The organism is Sphingobacterium sp. 1.A.4 (assembly GCF_002734245.1).
Classification (GTDB): Bacteria; Bacteroidota; Bacteroidia; order Sphingobacteriales; family Sphingobacteriaceae; genus Sphingobacterium; species Sphingobacterium tenebrionis.
This window is the reverse complement of record NZ_PEAZ01000001.1, coordinates 149,624-171,607: the sequence shown is the minus strand read 5'-3', so window position 1 is coordinate 171,607 and position 21,984 is coordinate 149,624. Positions and strand designations below refer to the sequence as shown.

The following is a 21,984-nucleotide window of genomic DNA, read 5'->3' as shown; positions in this document are numbered from 1 at the left end:
TGAATTAATGTGTTAGTTTTGTGGGAAAGATGAAAACCTGGATGAAATATATTTTAATGGCTACCCTATTTGTTTTTTGTTTGCAGGCAAGTGCACAACAGCGAAAAATAGTGCAGCTTTCTGGGTTTACCTATGCTCAGGGCACTGAAATCGCAGTCCCTTTTGTTACCGTTAAAAATTCTAGCTACCTGAATGAAACCTATGCGGCAAACCATGAGGGTTACTTCTCTTTTGTTGCCCATGTAGGCGATGTGATCGAATTCTCCTCCATTGGATATGCCCCCGTTAAATTCACCATCCCTAATGTGAGTTCGGATAAATATACCGCAAAGATCGAATTGGAACCTTTAGTGGAAGAACTTCCTGTGATCACGCTTGGCAGACCTTTGCCTTGGGCGAGTATTGAGGAGTTCAATAGGGAGTTCCTGGCCATGAATGTGTACAGTGATGATCTGATGTCGGCCAAAAGGAATACCTCCGCAGAGTCTATTGCTTCGTTATCTCGTATTTTGCCACGTAGCGCTGGAGAAATCCAGGCTTTTAACAGCATGCAAAGACATCTTAACATGTCGAATAGAAACATCAATCAGAATTTCAACAATCCTTTGTTGAACCCATTTGCTTGGGGACAATTGATCAACCAGATCAAGCGTGGTGATTATAGCCGCGAACGATTGAAATACTAATTCTTTTTTTAAATTCTTTAGAATTGGGAATGCTGTTATTAGGATTCCAACATGGTTCTTTTGTTGAAACCTTTGATGTTCAATCTTGATGCAAGATAGGACACCAGTGTGGATACCAACATCACCGTCAATAGGATCAGGAAGATATCGCTGTATCTGACATCCACAGGGTAAGCATCAAAAAGGGATCCCTCATTGGTGGTAACCAAGCCATAACGTTCCTGCAGCCAACAAAAAACGAGACCGATTGCAGCACCCACAAGGCTTCCGATCAAAGCGATCATGATCCCCTGGTAGAAGAAGACGTTCTGGATCAGCCCATCATTCGCGCCTAGGCTTTTTAGCACGACTACATCCTGTTTCTTGTCGATCACCAGCATGGTCAAGGAACCAATGATATTGAAGATGGCGATGATGCCGATGATGGTGACGATAAAAAAGACGATCCATTTCTCGGATCTCACCGTTTTGTATAGCGTCGGATTTTGTTGTTCCCTGTTTTTGACCAGAAAATCATCACCTAATAAATGCTGGATCTCGGATTTTAATTTCGGATCGTTATCATTCTTCCCAAACAGCTCAATGGCTGAGATATGCTGATGTTCGTTCAATAGGTCCTTCGCGAAATCTATAGGAACGATGATGAGGTCATCGAAACCGGGTTGGAACCGGAGGATGGCATTCGGGGTGATCGGTCTGGAACGGATATCCTCCAAGGGATTTATATTGTTTGGAGAAGCATTTTTGTCAGGAATATGCAGAAGCACCTGATCGTCTGCCCCACGTAAGGGCACTTGCAGATTGGCCTGTACCTGAGCCCCCAATATCCCAAAATTTATACTGTCGCCCTGAATGGAAAGATTCCCCGCAAACAACATATCCTGTGTTGCGTGGCTTTTGATGCTTTCGGGTTCAATCCCTTTGATCTTTCCAATGAATTGTTGATGGTTGTATTCTGCAAGTACTTTATCTTCCAAAACCTCACTATAGGAGGAGATATTTGGGTTTTCGCGAAGTTGCTTGAACTTTTCGCCCTGGCTGGAAAAGACTTTCCCTTTGGACGGTTCTATTCGCAGCTCGGGTGAGAATATGCTGTATTGCGACAGGATAAACTTCTCCAAGCCGTTGTAGAATGATAGCACGATGACCAAGGCTGCTGTACTGACCAGAACACCGACCACACTGATTCCGGAGATAATGTTGATGGCATTAACTGATTTTTTGGAAAATAGATAGCGCTTGGCGAAGAATACAGGTAACCTCATGGTTTATGCGCGGATAAAAGGGTTCATCTGTTTCTCTTCCGCAACCGTGGTTGAAGGACCATGGCCTGGATGGACTACCGTCTCCTCAGGCAGGCTGTAGATATTCTGGGCAATACTGTTCAATAACTGCTGATGATTGCCTCCTGGAAGGTCTGTGCGGCCGATACTGCGATGAAAAAGGACATCTCCACCGATCAGAAAGCCATGGTCTTTACTGTACAGACATAAATGACCAGGGGAATGCCCTGGAGCGAAGATCAAGGAAATGGTTTCATCACCAATTTTCAATTGATCGGTTTCCTTTAAAAAGGTTTCCGGGATTGGCGATGGCTCATATCGTATGCCCATCTGAGGCGCGTAATTCTGCACTTGAACGACCAATGGAAGCTCCAGTTCATGGAATTGTGGCATTAGGCCATAGGTTTCATAGATAAATCTATTGCCCAAAACGTGGTCGATATGGCCATGTGTATTGATCAGGGCAATGGGTTTGAGGTTTTGCTGTTCTACATAGGATTTGAAGACTTCTTCTTCCTGGTAATTATGCATGCCAGGGTCTACAATGATGCATTCTTTCTCATCATTATAGATGATATAGGTATTCTCCTGGTAAGGGTTAAAGGTGAACGTTTTGATATGTAGCATATCCAAAAATAGGAATTATTATTGATTCCAGACTTCCCAGTTTTTCTCCGCCTGCAATACCAGCATTTCGAATCCATTCTTGATGGCGGCCCCCCGCGCCTTTCCCTTTTGGAGGAACAGGGTTTCTTCGGGATTATAGATCAGGTCATAAAGCAGATGATCTGGTCCAATGCCTTCATAGGGGATGTCCGGACATTGATCGATGTTGGGATAAGTGCCCACAGGCGAGCAGTTGATAATGATTTGATGTTGTGAAATGATACTGTCGGTAAGATCAGCATAACTGATGTTTTCTGCGTCTTTGGTCCTGCTTACGACTTGGTAGGGGATGCGAAGTTTATCCAATACATACTTAACGGCCTTGGTCGCTCCACCATTTCCTAGTATCAGGGCTTTTTTGTGCTCAGGTTTGAGGAAGGGCAATAGCGATTGCTCGAAGCCATAGGCATCGGTATTGAAACCTTTTAAATAGGGCCTTCCATTCTCTTGTCGTTTGATCTGAATGCAATTGACCGCCCCGATTACCTTTGCTTCTTCCGATAGCTCATCCAAATAAGGAATGACATCCTTTTTATAAGGAATAGTTACATTGACACCGTAGAAATCAGGATTGGAGGTGTAAAGTTCTGGGAACTTTTCGATATCAGAAATAGGGTATAGATCGTAGTCTATACCCTGTATGTTTTCTTTATCAAATTTATCTAAATAGTATTTTTTGGAAAAGGAATGTCCCAGGGGATATCCTATCAATCCTAAGTATTTCATTTTCCTTCGGAGTACTTTTTGATGATATCTAAAATTATCGGATTACCCTGTAACTGCGGAAGGTATTCGAATAAGATGTAATGTTTCTCAGGGTCGCTGTTCAAGGCGATTTCCAGATAATTCAATGCGTCGTTATATTTTCCTGCAGCAAAAAGGTAGGCGACCATGCGGTAATAAAGGACCGCTTCATCCGGGTTGCATTTGATGGCCTCAGCAATAACTTCGGTAGCTTCCTGCAATTTGCCCAATTCGTACAATAACGATGAAAAGTCTAACCAGGCTTCGATATCGGTACTGTTCAATTCCACTACCTTGGTATAGGCCTCGATGGACTCATCGTATTGTTTCAATTTGTATCGAGCATCAGCAATGGCAAACCAGTAGTCCGGATTCTCATCATCGATATCCAATGCTTTTTTATAGAAATGCAGGGATTCGAAATAGCGTTCCTCAAAATCAAGTGTTACACCGATTCCAAACCAGGCATCGCTTTGATTGCTATCCAGTTTTACCGCCTTCTTGTAATAGGAACGGGCTTCATCCATCTGTTCCAATTTTTCATAGCATTCACCAATCGCGCAATAGGTATCGGCGGTTGGGGGTTCGTATTCAAAAGTATGTTTATATACTTCGATGGCTTCCGCATATCGATCTAGATTGACCAATGCGTTTCCTTTATTATAATAGGCCGATGAGAAATTATCCTTGATAAGGATTGCATAATCGTATGCATCTATGGCGGCCGCATATTGTTCTAATTTATGATGTGCATTGCCCAGGTTGTACCATGCAGCATAGGAATAAGGATCGGTATCTATATATTGCTTATAAAATGCGATACTTTCTTCCTGTTGCTCCAATACATCATAGCAGAAGGCTATTTCGTATAGGGCATCCTGGTTTTCATTGTTAATTTTTAAACATTTCTTTAAATAATGAATGGCTTTGGCATAATGCCCCTGCATCTGGTATAGACCGGCTATCTGATAGTAAATCTCGTCTTTGGCATCACTTAATGATAATGCCTTGAAGAAGTTTTCTTCCGCAAGTTCATGATCCTGCATGGCGGAGAAAATTGTTCCCTTGATTAGATAGATGTCGGCTTCCGAAGGCTCTAGGAATTCCACTTTGGTCAAAGCTTCCAACGCTTGCTCGTACTGCATGGTACTTGCCAATAGTTGGGCTTTTTTTAATAAGAATGTTGTTTCAAATGGGTGTTGAGCCGCGGCGAATTCAATAACTTGTAGAGCTTTTACGGAGTCATTTTTCGTTATGTAATAGTCAATGATGCTTTCAAAAGCCTTGGCATCGAAAAAGTATTGATCTTCATTCCTCAGCATCTCTTCATAACGATCAACTGAGAATTTTTGCTCTTCAGGTGATTCAAATTCAAAGTCTTCTTCCATTTTTCTCCTCCTTTAAAATTATCGATTAACTTCTTTCCCTTGTTGAAAATAGCAAATTAAATTACGGAACGTATCATATTATTTTCAACATATCCACAATCCTATGACTGTCAGTGGGTAGGAAAGTAAAATTTATGCATAAAAAAAGTGCCGGTTGTTGAACCGGCACCTCTTTATGTGTTAATTATTATTGCTAATAATTATTTTTTGATTTCAACACGACGGTTTTGGATTCTTCCTTCTTCAGTAGCGTTAGATGCAACTGGGTTAGCTTCTCCGTAACCTGTAGCAGTGATGCTTGATGCAGAAACTCCAGCATTTACTAAGTATTGTTTAACTGCGTTTGCACGGTCGTTAGAAAGGTTCATGTTGTAAGCTTCAGTACCTTCTGCAGATGCGTATCCATCTAAAGTTACGTTAGAGTTGTTAGCTTTCAATTCTTGAGCTAATTTATCTAAGGTAGCGTAAGATTCAGTTTTCAATACAGAGCTATCAAATTCGAATTGAATTGGAGCATAGTATCCTGAAGAAACAGTACCATCAGTTAATTGTTGCTCTGGGAATTTGATTGGACATCCTGAACCATCAACTACAGTACCTGCAGGAGTTCCTGGACATTTATCAAATTTATCAGATACACCGTCACCATCAGAGTCTTTGCTCAATTGATCAACAGTACCTTCTAAAGTGGATACACGTTGTTTTAAAGCTTCAACTTCGTTACGTAATGAAGGGTCTTTCAACTCATCATATAAAGTAGCAACTGGGTTAGTGAACGTTAAGTTCTCTTTATCACGAGATCCTAAAGTGAATTCTAAACCACCGTATAGGTTAGAGAATTTTTGTTTTCCGTCGTAACGAACTGGTCCGTATAACAAGTTATCATCAGTGAAGTTCATTGTGTAACCTAAGTTCAAGGCAACAACTTCAGATAATTTGAATTTAACACCAACACCTACAGGGATAAATCCTGTTAAACGGTTGTCACGATCTCCAACATCAGTACGGTCACCGAATACTTCTTCACCCCAATTACCTTCGTTGTTGTATACAGGAGTTCCAGAGAAATCAGTAGTTGAGTATTGTACTGGGTTATGAGCCATAACTCCCATACCTACTTTAGCGTAGAAGTTAACAGCATTCTCTCTTCTCATGAAGTCGATAGTACCTAATTGGAATACACCATTTAAGCTAGCAGCCCAGTTAACTGCAGTCTCAGCAGATCTTGCACCATTAGCAGTTTCTGGAGTAGTAACCATTTCATGGTTATATGTTTTGATACGACCACGGTTACCTTCTAATTCTAAACCGAATAGGTGTGAGAATTGTTTACGGATAGTTAAACCATAGTACTCACCCACTTTATTTTGGAAGTAACCTACTTTTTGACCAAAACCGTTCTGACCACCTAAGATAGTGTTAGGAGTAGTAATACCACCTTGAACACCGATAGACCAAGTTCTGTACTGACCTCTACCACCAAATACTGTTGGGGTTTGTGCTTGTGCAGTCTCAGCGAAACCTAAAGCGGCTACTAAAGAAGCTGCAACAGCTGTTTTTTTAATTGTAGAATAGTTCATACTCTTTTTTTTAAGGTTATTAAAATTTTTAATTGTTTCTAGTTGTTAATCAATTTAACATAACTTAACAATAACGATGCCAAAAAATGTTAAAACTTAAAAAGCGTATTTTCAATACTAAAAACGGTGCTTTTTCTGCGTAAAAATAGTTATTAACATTTTATAACGCAAATTTTTTGATAAAACTTTGTTCCAATTCAATAAAATTGACACAAGGTTAATCCCCTTGTAGCCTTTTTGCTACAAGATGTAATGGATAACTGCCAAGGTAAGGCCACCTAATAAGGCACTCACAGGTATGGTTAGAATCCATGCCCATAATAAACTAATGGTTACTCCCCATCTAACAGCCGATACCCTTTTCACTACACCAACCCCAATGATCGCACCGGTAATAGTATGTGTCGTGGAAACCGGAATACCAAAATGTTCCGTAATACCTAAGGTAATCGCACCTGCTGTTTCCGCACTAACCCCTTCCAAAGGCGTTACTTTTGTAATCTTAGTTCCCATGGTCTTCACGATTTTCCAACCGCCACTCATGGTTCCTGCAGCGATAGCCGCATAACAGGCCAATGGCACCCACTCAGGCATTTCTTCAAATGTACCTATTACGCCTTGCGCAATCAATGCCGTAGCGATGATACCCATTACCTTTTGTGCATCATTACCACCATGAGCAAAACTCAACCCTGCTGATGAAATCAATTGCAGGATCTTGAACCAACGTTCAGCAACTGCCGGACGCGCTTTTTTACAGATATTGATAATAATTAAAGTAATGATGATCGAAATCGTCATACCTACTAGAGGCGCTAGGATAATAAAAGATAAGATCTTTAATGTAGCACTCAAGTTAATGGCTTCAATTGGATTTACACCTTGGAAAACAGCGAAAGCCATCCCCGAACCGGCAAAACCGCCGATCAATGTATGGCTCGAACTGGATGGAATTCCATAATACCAAGTGAATAAGTTCCAAGAAATGGCCGCGACGAGGCCGGCGAATATCACCTCGAGGGTGATGTACTCTTCAATTACCGTCTTGGCGATCGTATTGGCAACCTTATGGTCAGTAAATACGAAATAAGCAACGAAATTGAAAATTGCCGCCCAAAGAACCGCCATAAATGGCGTAAGCACTTTGGTCGATACGATGGTCGCGATGGAGTTTGCGGCATCATGAAAACCATTGATATAATCAAAGGCAATCGCCAAAACAATCACGACAACTAATAATGTGGTTATCCCCATGATAAAATTTTGTAATGAAATAAAGGTTAAAAAACGATTACGCGTTTTTCACTAGGATACTTTCTAATACGTTGGCAACGTCTTCACATTTATCGGTAGCATCTTCCATGGCCGATAATACCTCTTTGTTCTTGATCAGGTTGATCGCATCCTTCTCATATTCGAAAAGATCAGCTACAGCTTTATCAAAAATATAATCCGCTTTGTTCTCCACGCTGTTGATACGAACGCAAGAATCCGTAATATTTCTGATGTTTTTCAGGTCTTTCAGTTCAAATAATGCTTTAGCAACATGTTCGGTAGCTTCTACGATAAGATCTGAAATTTCTTTCATCGCATCACTCGGGTTTTCTACCTTATATAGTTCCATACGGTTTGAAGCACCATGGATAAAGTCAGCAACATCATCCAATGAGCTCGCAAGAGCGTGGATATCTTCACGGTCAAATGGAGTAATAAAGTTTTTTCCGAGTTCTAAATGGATCTGGTGGGTTAGGTTATCCCCTTTGTGTTCTAGGTCTTCCAACAATTTGGAATTGTTTTTTCTAAGTTGTAGATCAGAGGTGTGAACACTCTCTTTTAATAACTTAGCCATTTCGATCAAATTCGAGCCAGCTTGCTCAAATAAAGGGAAGAATTTTTTGTCCTTCGGAACGAAGTATTGAAAAATGCTATTCAACGACATATTTTGAATTTTAGTAGCGCAAAAATATGGACTTAATGTTAATTTAATGTTAAGTTTTTATAAATAGCCCCAATTAAGCCTTTTCCAATGTAAAAGAAAAGGTAGTCCCAATGCCTTCAGTACTACGCACATGCACATTTTGACGATGAGCTTCGATGATATGCTTCACAATAGCTAAACCCAAACCCGAACCGCCTATCTCCCTCGACCTACTTTTATCTGTCCTAAAAAACCGCTCAAAAACCCGTGGCAGGTTCTTTTCCTCTATGCCAAGGCCATTATCCGTAATCTCGATCAATATCTGATCGATTAAAGGATGAGTCTTTATGCTCGTTTTTCCGTTTCTCTTTCCATATTTGATGGAATTGTCGATCAGGTTCACCAAAACCTGCTGTATCTTCTTCCGATCAGCTTTTACAAAAATCGGGTGATTCCCTTTTGAGCTAAAATCAAGAACAATGTTCTGTTCGTTGGCTTTGTATTCCAAGTCATCCAGCGTCTCCTTGATCAACACCTGTAGATCAAATTTTTCCTTCTCGATAAGCACCGCCCCGGATTCCAATTTAGCGATTTCATCCAGGTCATGGATCAAATAGCTTAACCTATCCAGGTTCCGAGAAGCCTTATTCAGGAAATTAACCGCCATTTCCGGATTATCCTCCATCATCCCATCCTGCAAGGTTTCGATATAACCCTGAATAGCGAACAATGGTGTCTTAAATTCGTGTGAAATATTGGAAAGAAATTCTTTACGGAATTTCTCCTGGGCTTTAAGTTGATCAATTTCAGACGCCTTCTGTTTCGCCCAATCCCTAACCTCTTTCTCCGCATCCCCGATAGGGTCGTCAGACTTATGGTCACCTAAGGCATCCTTAAGCTCTTTACCCAACTTAAGGTTGTGGATCAATTTATAGACAGATTTTATCCTTTCGTATACAAATTTCTGAAAAACATAGTTCAGCAGGGAAAACGAGAGGATAAAACTCAGGATGAGAATAAAGATGAAAGTTGGGAAATCCCGTTCATAATAAAAGTTCATGCCCGCCAGGATCAGCGAGAACACAAAACTGATGATCAATATGAGCGATCTGAAATTCATGGATTATACGCGGGCTATAACCGTTTTTCCACCTACCACTTTATCGTTGATTTTAACATTGATTTCGGCATTCAGAGGCAAGAATAAATCCACACGGGAACCGAATTTGATAAATCCGAATTCATCGCCCTGTTTTACTTCCTGACCTTCCTTTACATACCATACGATCCTTCTGGCCAAGGCTCCGGCGATCTGGCGGAACAATACCTCCACGCCATCAGCACGTTTTACCACTACCGTCGTACGTTCATTATCTGTGGAAGACTTCGGATGCCAAGCCACCAAAAATTTACCGGGATGATATTTAAAGAAACTTACCATTCCAGAAACAGGATTTCTATTCACATGCACATTCACAGGCGACATAAAGATCGAAACCTGCAATCTTCTTTCCTTGAAATATTCCGTTTCCTCCGCTTCTTCGATAACCACTACTTTTCCATCCGCCGGGCATAAAATTACACCATCATCGATGCTGATCTTTTTTATAGGGCTCCTGAAGAACTGCACAATCGTGATAAATAAGATCGCAGATATAATATAAAGTATCCAGGTAACTACCTTGCCTGCATCAAAATAATGCCCAATGGCCAAGATCACGAATATGAATAAAACAACAAGTGCTAAACTGGTATATCCTTCTTTATGGAATTTCATGATTAAAAATTTCTCCAAATATAATTAAACTTAGGAAATCCTAAGGGTTCTCTGCTTTTCTAATGATTTTAACCGAATGAAAGAGCAACGAACCATCCCCAGCTTTTTGCGCTATGAGATTCACTGTCAATTCATCATCCACATATTCCCCATTTACAAAGGAGGGAATATAATTTCCGATTTCCCCCAAGGCAGAAGCAAAAATACGGTCAAAATCCGGATTGAACTTGGTCGCTACCTTTGCCTTTTTAGGAATTCCTTTCTTATCCACCTCCACGGTATAGGTGATTTCATATTTGGATAGATCAGGGATTTCTTCGCCATCAAAATAATCGCTGATGGCCTTTCCTAAATACATGGTATATCCCGTAAAGTCATCAAATGTACAATCTTTGGACACAAAATGTTCGCCGCGCATAAAAGGCTCTATAGGCCAAAGTGGATATCGAGCAGCATCATATACTTCTTGTGTATAGTAATCGTAGCCCTCCCTGAATGCGCCATTAGGCGCATAATATTCTTCGCCGGCTTCCACCGTGCCCTTGTCATCCTCAAATAATACCTGCCATTTTCCTACTGCAAAACCATCCCTGATATTTCCGCGCAAACGCACAAATGGAAATCCATAGGGGTTATAGCCTGCGTAAGGCACCTTGAAATTATACTTTCCATTGCCATCCATCACCAAACGGCGACCCCGGTCATCCATCAATGTCATTAATTTCACGGTTTCACCCTGATGCAGCACCGTCATCAAAAGATTGCCATTAGGATAGAAGAAATTCAATTCGCCAACAGGGACACCCTGTTGATAAGTCATCTGCCATTTTAATTGACCATTTGTATGATAGGCTTTAAAAATACCCTCTTTGATGCCTTGACGGTAACTCCCTTCTAGCAATAACTTACCATCCAGCGAATAATCCTTGAACTCCCCAATAAAGAAACTTGTTTTGGAATCAAATTCAGCAATCCGTTCAATGGAATGGAACTCACAGTTTTTATCGACCAAAAAGTAGTTCTTGTCGTAATAAAAACGGACCAGATTACTATCCGCCCTTTCCATAAATACAGGTTTCGCTTCCTGAGCTTGGGCGTTCCACCCAAGGACAAAAAGCATGATCCCTATTAAGATTGCCTTGAATATCCTCATTATTATTATCCTTCCAACACACTTAATTAATGTGCCTCTAACCAGTTTCTTCCTTGACCAATTTCGATCTCAATAGGAACTTCCATATTGATCGCCGATTTCATACGATCTGAAATGATCGCTTTAAAAGTTTCAATTTCGTGATTCGGAACATCAAACACAAGCTCATCATGCACCTGCATGATCATTTTCCCCGCCAAGCCCTTCTCCTCAATATCCTGTTGTATATTGATCATCGCAATTTTGATCAGATCTGCCGCAGAACCTTGAATAGGTGCATTGATCGCATTTCGTTCCGCAAAACCACGAACCGTCATATTGGCCGAATTGATATCCCTTAAATAACGACGTCTTTTTAAAATTGTTTCCACATAGCCATTCTCCTTTGCGAATTCGATCACCTCACTCATGTATTGGCGAATACCTGTATATTGTAAGAAATATTGGTCAATGATCTCAGCCGCTTCTTTTCTTGGAATCCCCAAACTTTGCGATAGGCCGAATGCCGATTGCCCATAGATAATCCCGAAGTTCACCGCCTTGGCATTCCTACGCATATCCGAGGTCACCTCATCCAAGGCTACCCCATAAACCCTTGCCGCTGTCGCACGGTGAATGTCCAAACCTTGATGGAAAGCATCCTGCATATTCTTGTCCTTGCTCAATTCGGCCATGATCCGCAGCTCAATCTGCGAATAATCCGCCGATAACAGCGTCCAATTTTCATCCCTACTGATAAAAGCTTTTCGAACCTCCCTACCTTTTTCCGTACGAATAGGAATATTCTGAAGGTTCGGGTTGGTTGAACTCAAACGTCCCGTTGCGGCCACAGCTTGGTTGTAGGAAGTATGGATCAATCCGGTCTGCTGGTTGACCAATGTTGGCAGCGCATCAACATAAGTTGATTTCAATTTCTGTAATTGCCTAAAGGAAAGGATGTCCTGAACAATGTCCGACTTGTTGGCCAGTGCCAACAATACGTCCTCTCCGGTTTTATATTGTCCGGTCTTTGTTTTCTTAGCCTTCGGATCCAATTGAAGTTTATCGAACAACACTTCGCCCAATTGTTTTGGAGAAGCGATGTTAAAGGTACAGCCAGCCTTTTCATAGATCTGCTGTTCCAATAATTTCACATCCTTTTCAATCTCTTTCGAGAAATTCTGCAAGGTCAGCTCATCTATCTTTACCCCATTGCGTTCTACCGAAGCCAACACCCTTAATAACGGAAATTCCACATCCTCTGCCAATTGCAAGGTCGAAGTCTCTTGTAGTAAAGGTTCAAATTTATGTTTCAGCTGCAGTGTAATATCTGCATCCTCGCCTGCATATTCCTTGATCTTCGCCAATTCCACATCGCGCATATTCCCTTGGTTCTTTCCCTTGGCACCAATCAGTTCGGTGATAGAAACCGGACTATATTTCAGGTACGTCTCGGCCAGATAGTCCATATTATGGCGCGTATCAGGATCGATCAGGTAATGGGCCAACATCGTATCAAATAATTTCCCTTTTACCTGTACATCATAGCGGGAAAGGATAAGCATGTCGTATTTGATGTTCTGCCCGATTTTCTGGATCTGTTCATTCTCAAAAATCGGTTTGAACAGGTTAACAGTTTCCTGTGCCTGAAGCGGATCCGAGGATACCGGTACATAATAGGCTGTCCCAGGTTCAAAACTGAAAGACATTCCGACCATCTCCGCATTTAAGGCATCCAATCCGGTCGATTCCGTATCAAAAGAAAAGGAAGGTTGCGAAACTAAAAGTTTCACCAGCTTTTCCTGTTCAGCCAGTTCATCGGCCAAAATATAAGTATGCGTGGTGTTTTCAATGGTATTCAATGGGGAAGAATCCTCCATTTCCTCCGCTACAATACCAACACCAGCATCCGTCGGAATGGCAAAAAGATCCATCTGTCCGCCTTTAGGCACCGCATTTTCGGCCATATTAAAACCATCGCCAAAAATCCGTTTTCCTAAGGTTTTAAATTCCAGTTCCACAAAAAGTGGTTCCAAAACATCTTTATTAGGCTCTTCCAGTTCCAAGCCCTTTTCGTCCAATTCAACAGGAACATCCAATAAAATGGTCGCCAATTTTTTGGAGATCAACCCTTGATCCGCAAAATTCTCCACATTTTCCTTCAGCTTTCCCTTCAATTTGTCGGTATTCTGGATCAGGTTCTCCACAGAACCAAATTCTTGGACCAATTTTTTTGCGGTCTTCTCGCCAACTCCCGGTATGCCGGGGATATTATCCACCGCATCACCCCAAAGACCCAATATATCAATCACTTCATGTACGTTGTTGATCTCCCATTTCTCCAATATTTCCGGAACCCCCAACACCTCCGCCCCATTGCCCATCCGAGCAGGTTTGTAGATGAAGATATTTTCCGATACCAATTGGCCGAAATCCTTGTCCGGCGTCATACAATAAACGGTATATCCTTCTTTCTCGCCTTTTTTTGCTAAGGTACCGATGATATCATCAGCCTCATAGCCGTCCATGGTGATGATCGGGATGTTAAATCCTTCGATCAAACGGAAAATATAAGGAATCGAAGCAGCTAGATCTTCCGGCATTTTTTCCCGCTGTGCCTTATAGGTTTCAAACTCCAGATGTCTGTTGGTAGGGGCTTCTGTATCGAATACAACGGCAATATGAGAGGGTTTCTGGTTTTTTAAGACATCCAATAGGGTATTGGTAAAACCCATGATGGCACCTGTATTTAAACCGTATGAAGTTAACCGTGGGGTCTTGCTCAAGGCAAAGTAGGCACGGTAGATCAATGCCATCCCGTCGAGAAGAAATAACTTTTTCAAATTTTTAATATTTACGATATAAACAAAGTTAACAAAATCATTAGACCCAAAGATTAACAAAATTTTTCCATTTTTGCGAAAGGATATGCGGATTCATCTGTTAATGAAATAGAAAATGAGAGGAATAGTAACAAAATCTACAGGAAGCTGGTACCAGGTCATGGACGATGATGGGCAGAACTACGAATGTCGTATCAAAGGGAAGTTCAGGACCCAAGGCATAAAAACAACCAATCCCATTGCGGTGGGCGATTTTGTGGAGTTTGAACTCGAACCTGGGCAACAATCCGGTGTCATCAATACCTTGCTGCCGAGAAGAAACTATATCATCCGTAGATCGGTGAACCTTTCTAAACAGACCCAGATCATTGGTGCTAATTTAGATCAAGCGGTTTTGGTCGTTACTTTAGCATCTCCGGCCACCTCCACCGGTTTTATCGACCGGTTCTTGGTTACGGCCGAAGCGTACAGCATTCCGGCGGTCCTTGTCTTCAATAAATTAGACCTCTTCTCCGAGGAAGGATTGGAAATCCTGGCGGAATACATGGCATTATACGAAGGCCTAGGATACCCTTGTTATGCCGTATCGGCTTTGAAAGGCGAGCATATCCAAGAACTACGAGAACTCTTAAAAGATAAAACTACTTTGGTGTCAGGACATTCAGGCGTAGGGAAATCGACCTTGATCAATGCCGTGGTGCCAGGATTGGAACTGAAAACAGGGATCATCTCCGAGTGGTCCGACAAAGGAAAACACACCACCACCTTTGCCGAAATGATCATCCTTCCATTTGGAGGAAAACTCATCGATACCCCTGGAATACGCGAATTGGGGATCGTTGATATCGAACAGCAGGAACTATCCCATTATTTCCCCGAAATGAGGGCTTTGATGAACCAATGTAAATTCCACAATTGCCGACATATCAACGAACCTGGATGTGCTGTTCTGAAGGCTTTGGAGAATGGCGAGATCGACCCTTCCCGCTACGATAGCTACCTCAGCATCTACAATAACGAAAATAATCGCAACTAACTAAACATATTGGCCATAAATTTGTTTCGTATTATTGAACGACAATAAACCATCGTTTACAGAATCGTATGAAACCAGTTTGGAAATGGATTATAGGGGTACTAGTAGTTATTATTATCGCCGTTACTGGGGTGGGTTGGTATTTTAACCGAAACTGGAAACCTTTATTGGAAGAGCGATTGAAGGAAGTGGTGCATAACTCCACCAACGGCCTCTATTCGCTTCGTTACGACGACCTGGACCTGAATATCACCCTTGGAAATGTGACCTTGAAGAATGCCGAGCTCATTCCAGATTCTGCTGTTTACCAAAAGATGGTCCTGGCCAAGGAAGCTCCGAACAGCCGTTTTCATATCAAACTGACCAATCTGAAAGTGCGCAGCTTCAACCTTTGGGATGTGATCCGGAAAAGGAAATTGTTCATAAAGAACATCAGTTTTGAATCGCCTGATATTCACATGATCTCCGAATACCATGCCTATAACGATACGATCAAACCTAAGGAAACTAAAACCTTATACGACAATATCAAGGATGTATTCAGTTCCGTGAATGTAAGGGATATCAAGATCGATAACGTGAAGTTTAAGTTCTCCAAAGTCGAAGAAGGGAAATCTTCCGACATTCAATTGGATAGCATCGGAATCAAGGTGCATGATGTCTTGTTGGATGAAACCTCCATCAAGGATACCACCCGCTTGTTCTACACAAAAATGGTGGAAATCGATGTGCCTGGTTTTGAGTACGACCTTTCCAACGGGTTATATGTGGCCAAGTTTGACCGCTTGACCATCAATACGCAAGAACAGAACGTGCTCTTGACCAAGGTGGAATATAAACCCAAAATGAGCAAAGGCAACTATTTTAAGGCAAGGGGCCAGAATGTAACCATGGCTGATCTTCGCTTTGATACCCTTCGTTTTGAAAAACTGGACTTTAAAAGAGTGATCGATGACCAACAGACCATTGCCAGGAATGTGCAGATCAAAAATGGATCGATCTCCTTATACAACGATAAACGATATCCAAAGAAGAGCTCCAATAAAATTGGGAAATCACCACACCAACAATTGTTGAAACTGAAGCAATTGATCCATATTGATACTGTTTTCTTAAGCAATGTAGATGTCTTATATGGCGAATTCTCCGCGAAATTCCATCAAGAGGGAGTTATAACCTTCAACAATGCGTCGGGGATCATCACCAATGTCACCAACGATAGCCTTCACCTCAAGAAAGAACCTTGGATGCGGGCAGATCTGAGCGCGAAAATTATGAACCAAGGATTGCTAAAGATCAATTTTGGATTCAATATGATGAGCAAGGCCGGTGAACATACCTATAAGGGAACCTTGGGAAGGATGCAGGCCACTACTTTCAATAAAATATTGAAACCTTTGCTGAACGTAGAGATCGGCGAAGGAAATATCCGTGGAATCAGCTTCAACATGCAAGCGAATGACCGACGTAACTGGGGTGATTTCCGTTTCGATTACGACCATTTGAAGATCAACCTGCTCAACAAACCTGGAGAGGATATGAACAAAACCAAAAAGGGGATTTTATCCTTTGTGGTCAATAATGTCCTGATCAATGATAGTAACCCCGACGCCAATGAAGTTTATCATATTGGAAAAGTCAACTATACCCGTGTTCCGGAACATACCTTCTTCAAAACTTTGTGGCAAAGTCTATTGGAAGGAATTAAGCAATGTGCAGGAATCAGTAAGGAACGGGAGGCGAAACTCCTAGGGGCTGCGGAAAACGTGAAGGAAATAACAGAAGGCTCTAAAAACGTTATCAAAAAAACAGGTAATTTCTTTAAAGGACTGTTCAAGAAGAAAGATAACGAAGATAAAGAAGAAAAAAAGGAGAAGTAATCCTATGTTTGTAGAATGGATTCATTTTTCAGCTTCCTAAAATTTATATTTCGATACCACAATAAGGTAGTGGATCAGGTGCTGTTCTACATCAGCCTGATCTGTACCATCACGATGGTCCTGCACGTAGGCTATATTACGGATCCAGAATTAGCACGTTATACCGAAACGACAGTTGTTTTCATGTATTACGGGCTATTTTTATTTGAGGCCATCCGGACGATTTCCTCCATTCTGGTGGCCCGGAGGATCAATGTTTCCCATTATTCGGGGGTCGTCGTAACAGCCTACTTTTTGCTGATCACCCTCGCGCGTTTTACCGGTGGATTTCTTGAAAACTTCGCAAAAGATGAATGGCTCTACCTGGGGATATTCATTATGTTCATCTCAGAACTGTCCAGAAGCAGCCTCTTTTTTGATAACTTCTATTTCAATCCGACCATATTATTCGTCGTTTCCTTCTTGGGACTGATCGTCTTGGGATCCTTTTTATTGATGCTCCCAAGAACGACCATTGAAGCTCCACTCAGTTTTGTGGATGCTTTTTTCATGGCCACTAGCGCCGTCTGTATTACCGGACTAACCGTAACAGATATATCGACCAATTTCTCCGTCTTTGGGCAATCGGTGATCATGGCATTGATTCAGATCGGTGGTTTAGGGATCATGACCTTTACCGGTTTTTTCGGATATTTCTTTTCCGGCGGTTTTTCCTTCAAGAACCAATTGATGTTCGGGGAGATCTTGGGCGAGGATAAATTGAACTCCGTTATTTCCACCTTATTGACCATTATCTTTATCACTTTCCTCTTTGAATTTATCGGTGGGGTCCTGATCTTTTTCTCCTTGGATCCTAAATTATTCGGTTCCATTGGAGAACAGATTTTCTTCTCCGCGTTCCATGCCATATCTGGATTCTGTAACTCCGGATTTACCATTATCAAAGATGGGGTGACCAATGAAAATTACCGATTCAATTATAATTTCCAATTGGCCGTATCTTCCATGTTCATTCTTGGTAGTTTAGGTTTTGGGACCATCTTCAATTTTTATACCCTGGTAAAGGAAAAAATTACCTCATTTTGGTGTAAGTTTATCCGAAAAGGAAGCTATCGACATAAGCCCATGGTTTTTTCCTTCAATTCGCGCTTTATTGTCCTGTGCAATATCGTAGTGATCATCCTGGCTACCATTTCCTTTTTCTTTCTGGAGAGAAACCATACCCTGATGGACGACAATTCTACTTACGGGCAATGGGTATCTTCCATATTTATGGCCAATTCTTCCCGATCTGCAGGATTCAACAGTGTGGATCTGAACTTTGTGAATATCCCAACCTTGATCATGATCGTGACCTTGATGTGGATTGGGGTATCTCCAGGCTCTACGGGTGGGGGAGTGAAGGTAACAACTGTGGCCATTTCCCTGATGAATATCGTCGCATTGGCAAAAGGAAAGGAATCCATTGAAATCTACAAAAGAAAAATTGCCTCCGAATCGGTCAATAAGGCATTTGCCATTATCCTGTTATCGATCTTGACCATTTCGTTGAGCTTTATCTTATTGAACTTTTCCGATCCCAACCAGGACATGATGTCCCTGCTTTTTGAATCGGTATCCGCATATACCACTTGTGGGCTTTCATTAGGCATTACGCCTTCCTTGAGTTCCACCAGTAAGATTATCCTGATGGTTACTATGTTTGTTGGTCGTGTCGGGATGTTGACCCTTTTGGTGGCCTTCATCAAGAATACCAAGAACAAAAGTTATATTTATCCAACTGAAAAAATTCTGTTTTAAGCGCTATGAAATATATTGTATTAGGATTAGGACATTTTGGGAGATCCCTGGCGATCCACTTAACGGAGTCGGGACATGAGGTCATCGCGGCTGATATTAACATGAATCTGGTTGAGCAGAACAAAGATAAGATTACCCATACCGTCTGCTTGGATAGTACGGATAAAGAAGCGGTGAGTTCGCTTCCTCTTCGGGATAGCAATGCCGTGATTGTAGCGATCGGTGAAGATGAAGGCGCATCCCTATTGACCATCGCGCTGCTGAAACAGCTCAAAGTAAAGCGGATCATCGGTAGGGTAGTCTCCGACCTGCAGAAAACCGTCTTGGAAGCGATGAACATTGAGGAATACATTATGCCGGAAGAGGAAGCCGCAGAACGATTGGCCATGCGCTTGGACAATATCGATATTGTGGACTCCTTCAAGGTTTCCGAAAAATACAGCATCATCGAAACCAAGGTTCCTGCCAAGTATATCGGCATGACCTTGAAAGAAGCTGACCTGACCAATAAATATAAGGTTATCGTTCTGACTACCGTTCAGGTAGAAACAGAAACCTCTGGGGATGGAGTGACCCGAACCTCCAAAGAAGCATCCGGTATTGCCAAAGCCGATATGGTACTGCGGGAAAATGATCTTCTTGTCCTCTTTGGGGAATTGTCCAATATTAAGAACTTGATTCAAAAAGCATAAATATTAAAATCATTTCTATATTTTTGGGCGTATATCATTAATAACCCTTTATTACAATTCATGAAAAATTGGTTTAAGGAAAATCAGACACATTTGTTTATCATCGGGATTTTCCTCCTTATCGTTGTATTTTACTTTACGCCTGTATGGCAGGGTAAAACCTTGTTGCAGAGTGATGTAATGCAAGCCAGAGGAAGTCAGAAAGAGATTTTTGATTTCAGAGAAAAAGACGGTAATACGCCCTTGTGGACCAACTCCATGTTCGGCGGAATGCCAACCTACCAAATATGGTACGACCATGCCAACAACGTGGCAAGTTATATAGGTCCAGCTTTGCGTAAAGCTTTCCCTCCACCGGCAGATGTGCTTTTATTGTTCTTATTAGGGGGCTATTTCCTGTTTTCGGTATTAAAGATTCGACCTTGGTTGGCCGCCATCGGAGCGGTTGCCCTGGCGTTCTCCTCGTATAATTTTATGTACATTGAGGCTGGGCATATCAATAAAGCCTATGCCATTGCCTATATGGCGCCCATCATCGGAGCGGTGATTCTCTGTTATCGGGGGAGCCGACTCTGGGGACCAGCAATCTTAGCCTTATTCCTTGCCTTAGAGATCCGTTCAAACCATATCCAGATGACTTATTATCTGTTTATTGCCTTACTGGTATTAGTGGGCTTTGAACTGTACTATGCGATTAGAGACAAGAAACTTAAAAACTTTTTGCAGGCAACGTCCATGCAGCTGATCGGGGTATTGGTCGCTGTTCTGGTCAATGCTTCGGTATTATTCCCGACCTACGAATATTCCAAACTGACCATCCGCGGAAAGGCAAATATCACGAAAGTGACAGAGCCAGGCAAAGATGCGCATGGCTTGGATAAGGAATATGCCTATGCTTGGAGCCAGGGTATTGGGGAGACCATTACCTTCTTGATTCCGCACGCTTATGGCGGTAAAACATCGGGCCTATTGGATGAGGAATCCAATGTGGTAAGAACGTTTTCCAAAATGGGCATTCCAGCGGATCAGGCCCTGCAATATGCCAATGGCTTAACACCAACCTATTGGGGTGAAAAGAGTTTTACCCAAGGAACCTGGTATTTTGGTGCGGGAGTTATCTTTCTGTTTATCCTGGGTTTGGTCATCGTAAAGGATCGATTGAAATGGTGGATCCTTGCTGCAACCTTATTGACCATCTTCTTATCCTTCGGACGCCACTTCCCATTGATGTCGGATCTTTTCTTCGATTATATCCCGATGTACAACAAGTTTAGGGCCGTGGAATCGATCTTGGTGATCCCTTCGGTGTTGATTCCTTTATTGGGGATCATGGCGGTTCATGAAATCATCACGAGGGGATCTGAAATCGTGGATCTGGATAAAAAAGTGTTGTACACCGGTGGAGCAGTTGCTGCCATCTGTTTGCTGATTGCTTTGATGCCTAGTTTACTGAATCTGAGAACCTCTACCCATCAGGAATATGTTTCCATGCTTCAAGAACGTACCGGGGATCAGGCTTTGACCACGGAGATTGTCAATGCATTGATCAAGGATCGTTCGGCGATGGCATCTGCGGATGCTTGGCGTTCCTTCTTTATTGTAGCCTTGACATTCGGTTTTGTTTGGGCATTTATTAAGAAGAAAGCGAATGTAGCCATTATGTTGGCCGGAATCGGGCTGATTACTTTGGTAGATCTTTGGTCTTTTGATAAACGCTATTTAAACAATAATTCTTTTGTAGATAAGGATATTTATGAACGTCCGATCCCGGAGCGTGAGGTTGATCAGTTGATCCATATGGATAAAGATCTTTCTTACCGGGTATTGGATCTGACGACCAGTCCTTTCCAAGATGCATCGGCCTCTTATTTCCATAAGAGCTTGGGTGGATACCATGCGGCGAAATTGATGCGTTTCCAAGAGGTTATCGAGAATCTGTTTGATAATGGATTGAACGAGGATGTATTGGATATGATGAATGTTCGCTACTTAATCGGGAAGAATCCAGAGAATGGTTCAGAGAATATTCAGCGTCGTAGCTCGGCATTAGGAAATGCGTGGTTTGTGAACAATGTGAAGTTTGTGAATGGCAGCAATGCGGAGATGGAAGCGATGAAAACCTTCGATCCTAAGAAAGAGGCGATCGTGAATGAAGGCTTAAAGGATTTGTTTGGAACAGCTTCTATTGGTCAGCCGGTAAATTCAGATATCAAATTGGTTTCTTACCACCCTGATACCATGAAATATGAGTATTCTGCGCCTAATCAGGTTTTTGCGGTGTTCTCGGAAGTGTTTTATGATAAAGGTTGGAAAGCTTATGTGGATGGCGAGGAAGTGCCAATTATCCGTACGGATTATCTGTTGCGTGGATTGTCATTACCAGGCGGTAACCATAAAGTGGAATTTGTCTTTGCTCCGAATAGTATGAAGGTTTCTAATGTTATTTCGTTGATCGCTTCTATTATTTTGGTGCTGGGATTTGCTGGGGCGATTTATATATCGCTGAAGCATAGAGGGAAATCACCGCAGGTAAGTAAGGCGCCGCAGGTAGTGAAATAA

At 41.9% G+C, this 21,984-nt stretch carries 17 protein-coding genes; 6 read left to right on the top strand and 11 right to left on the bottom strand.

All coding sequences use genetic code 11. From position 1 onward, the window contains the following. Window positions 1-41: 41 nt before the first annotated feature. Entirely contained in the window at window positions 42-686 is a 645-nt protein-coding gene (locus tag CRJ00_RS00755; protein ID WP_245153241.1) for a hypothetical protein, read from the top strand. A gap of 38 nt (window positions 687-724) precedes the next feature. Here CRJ00_RS00755 and CRJ00_RS00750 read toward each other — a convergent pair whose 3' ends face one another. From CRJ00_RS00750 to polA, 11 genes are all read right to left on the bottom strand, one after another. Then, entirely contained in the window at window positions 725-1,951 is a 1,227-nt protein-coding gene (locus CRJ00_RS00750) for an ABC transporter permease (protein WP_099365032.1), read from the bottom strand. Window positions 1,952-1,954: 3 nt separating this feature from the next. Beyond that, a complete protein-coding gene (locus CRJ00_RS00745; protein ID WP_099365031.1) occupies window positions 1,955-2,596 on the bottom strand; it encodes an MBL fold metallo-hydrolase in 642 nt (213 codons plus the stop codon). A gap of 18 nt (window positions 2,597-2,614) precedes the next feature. After that, window positions 2,615-3,361, bottom strand: a complete 747-nt coding sequence (locus CRJ00_RS00740) for a shikimate dehydrogenase family protein (RefSeq protein WP_099365030.1) — start codon at window positions 3,359-3,361, stop codon at window positions 2,615-2,617. Then, window positions 3,358-4,767 (bottom strand): tetratricopeptide repeat protein, encoded by a 1,410-nt coding sequence (locus CRJ00_RS00735; protein ID WP_099365029.1) that lies wholly within the window; start codon window positions 4,765-4,767, stop codon window positions 3,358-3,360. Before CRJ00_RS00735 ends, CRJ00_RS00740 begins: the two co-directional genes overlap by 4 nt. A 200-nt stretch (window positions 4,768-4,967) precedes the next feature. After that, a complete protein-coding gene (locus tag CRJ00_RS00730) occupies window positions 4,968-6,347 on the bottom strand; it encodes an OmpA family protein (protein ID WP_099365028.1) in 1,380 nt (459 codons plus the stop codon). Window positions 6,348-6,587: 240 nt separating this feature from the next. Next, window positions 6,588-7,601 (bottom strand): inorganic phosphate transporter, encoded by a 1,014-nt coding sequence (locus CRJ00_RS00725; RefSeq protein ID WP_099365027.1) that lies wholly within the window; start codon window positions 7,599-7,601, stop codon window positions 6,588-6,590. Window positions 7,602-7,638: 37 nt separating this feature from the next. Further along, window positions 7,639-8,286 carry a DUF47 domain-containing protein gene (locus CRJ00_RS00720; protein ID WP_099365026.1) on the bottom strand — a complete coding sequence of 216 codons (648 nt, stop codon included), beginning with the start codon at window positions 8,284-8,286 and terminating at the stop codon, window positions 7,639-7,641. 73 nt (window positions 8,287-8,359) lie between these two features. Beyond that, the gene (locus CRJ00_RS00715) at window positions 8,360-9,385 is read right to left on the bottom strand and encodes a sensor histidine kinase (RefSeq protein ID WP_099365025.1); all 1,026 of its coding nucleotides are present in this window, start codon (window positions 9,383-9,385) and stop codon (window positions 8,360-8,362) included. A gap of 3 nt (window positions 9,386-9,388) precedes the next feature. After that, window positions 9,389-10,042, bottom strand: coding sequence for a phosphatidylserine decarboxylase family protein (locus CRJ00_RS00710; protein ID WP_099365024.1), 654 nt, complete (start codon window positions 10,040-10,042; stop codon window positions 9,389-9,391). Between the two features lie 40 nt (window positions 10,043-10,082). Continuing rightward, window positions 10,083-11,195 carry a toxin-antitoxin system YwqK family antitoxin gene (locus CRJ00_RS00705; RefSeq protein ID WP_099365023.1) on the bottom strand — a complete coding sequence of 371 codons (1,113 nt, stop codon included), beginning with the start codon at window positions 11,193-11,195 and terminating at the stop codon, window positions 10,083-10,085. A gap of 26 nt (window positions 11,196-11,221) precedes the next feature. Further along, the gene (polA, locus tag CRJ00_RS00700; protein WP_099365022.1) at window positions 11,222-14,017 is read right to left on the bottom strand and encodes a DNA polymerase I; all 2,796 of its coding nucleotides are present in this window, start codon (window positions 14,015-14,017) and stop codon (window positions 11,222-11,224) included. A gap of 115 nt (window positions 14,018-14,132) precedes the next feature. Between polA and rsgA the strand changes: the two genes are divergently transcribed. The 5 genes from rsgA (at window position 14,133) to CRJ00_RS00675 (ending at window position 21,984) form a co-directional block, all read left to right on the top strand. Next, window positions 14,133-15,053 carry a ribosome small subunit-dependent GTPase A gene (rsgA, locus tag CRJ00_RS00695; RefSeq protein WP_099365021.1) on the top strand — a complete coding sequence of 307 codons (921 nt, stop codon included), beginning with the start codon at window positions 14,133-14,135 and terminating at the stop codon, window positions 15,051-15,053. Between the two features lie 68 nt (window positions 15,054-15,121). Next, window positions 15,122-16,933, top strand: a complete 1,812-nt coding sequence (locus CRJ00_RS00690; protein WP_099365020.1) for a hypothetical protein — start codon at window positions 15,122-15,124, stop codon at window positions 16,931-16,933. 15 nt (window positions 16,934-16,948) lie between these two features. Continuing rightward, window positions 16,949-18,733 (top strand): TrkH family potassium uptake protein, encoded by a 1,785-nt coding sequence (locus tag CRJ00_RS00685; protein WP_099365019.1) that lies wholly within the window; start codon window positions 16,949-16,951, stop codon window positions 18,731-18,733. A gap of 5 nt (window positions 18,734-18,738) precedes the next feature. Continuing rightward, window positions 18,739-19,425 carry a potassium channel family protein gene (locus tag CRJ00_RS00680; protein WP_099365018.1) on the top strand — a complete coding sequence of 229 codons (687 nt, stop codon included), beginning with the start codon at window positions 18,739-18,741 and terminating at the stop codon, window positions 19,423-19,425. Between the two features lie 60 nt (window positions 19,426-19,485). Next, the gene (locus tag CRJ00_RS00675) at window positions 19,486-21,984 is read left to right on the top strand and encodes a YfhO family protein (RefSeq protein ID WP_099365017.1); all 2,499 of its coding nucleotides are present in this window, start codon (window positions 19,486-19,488) and stop codon (window positions 21,982-21,984) included.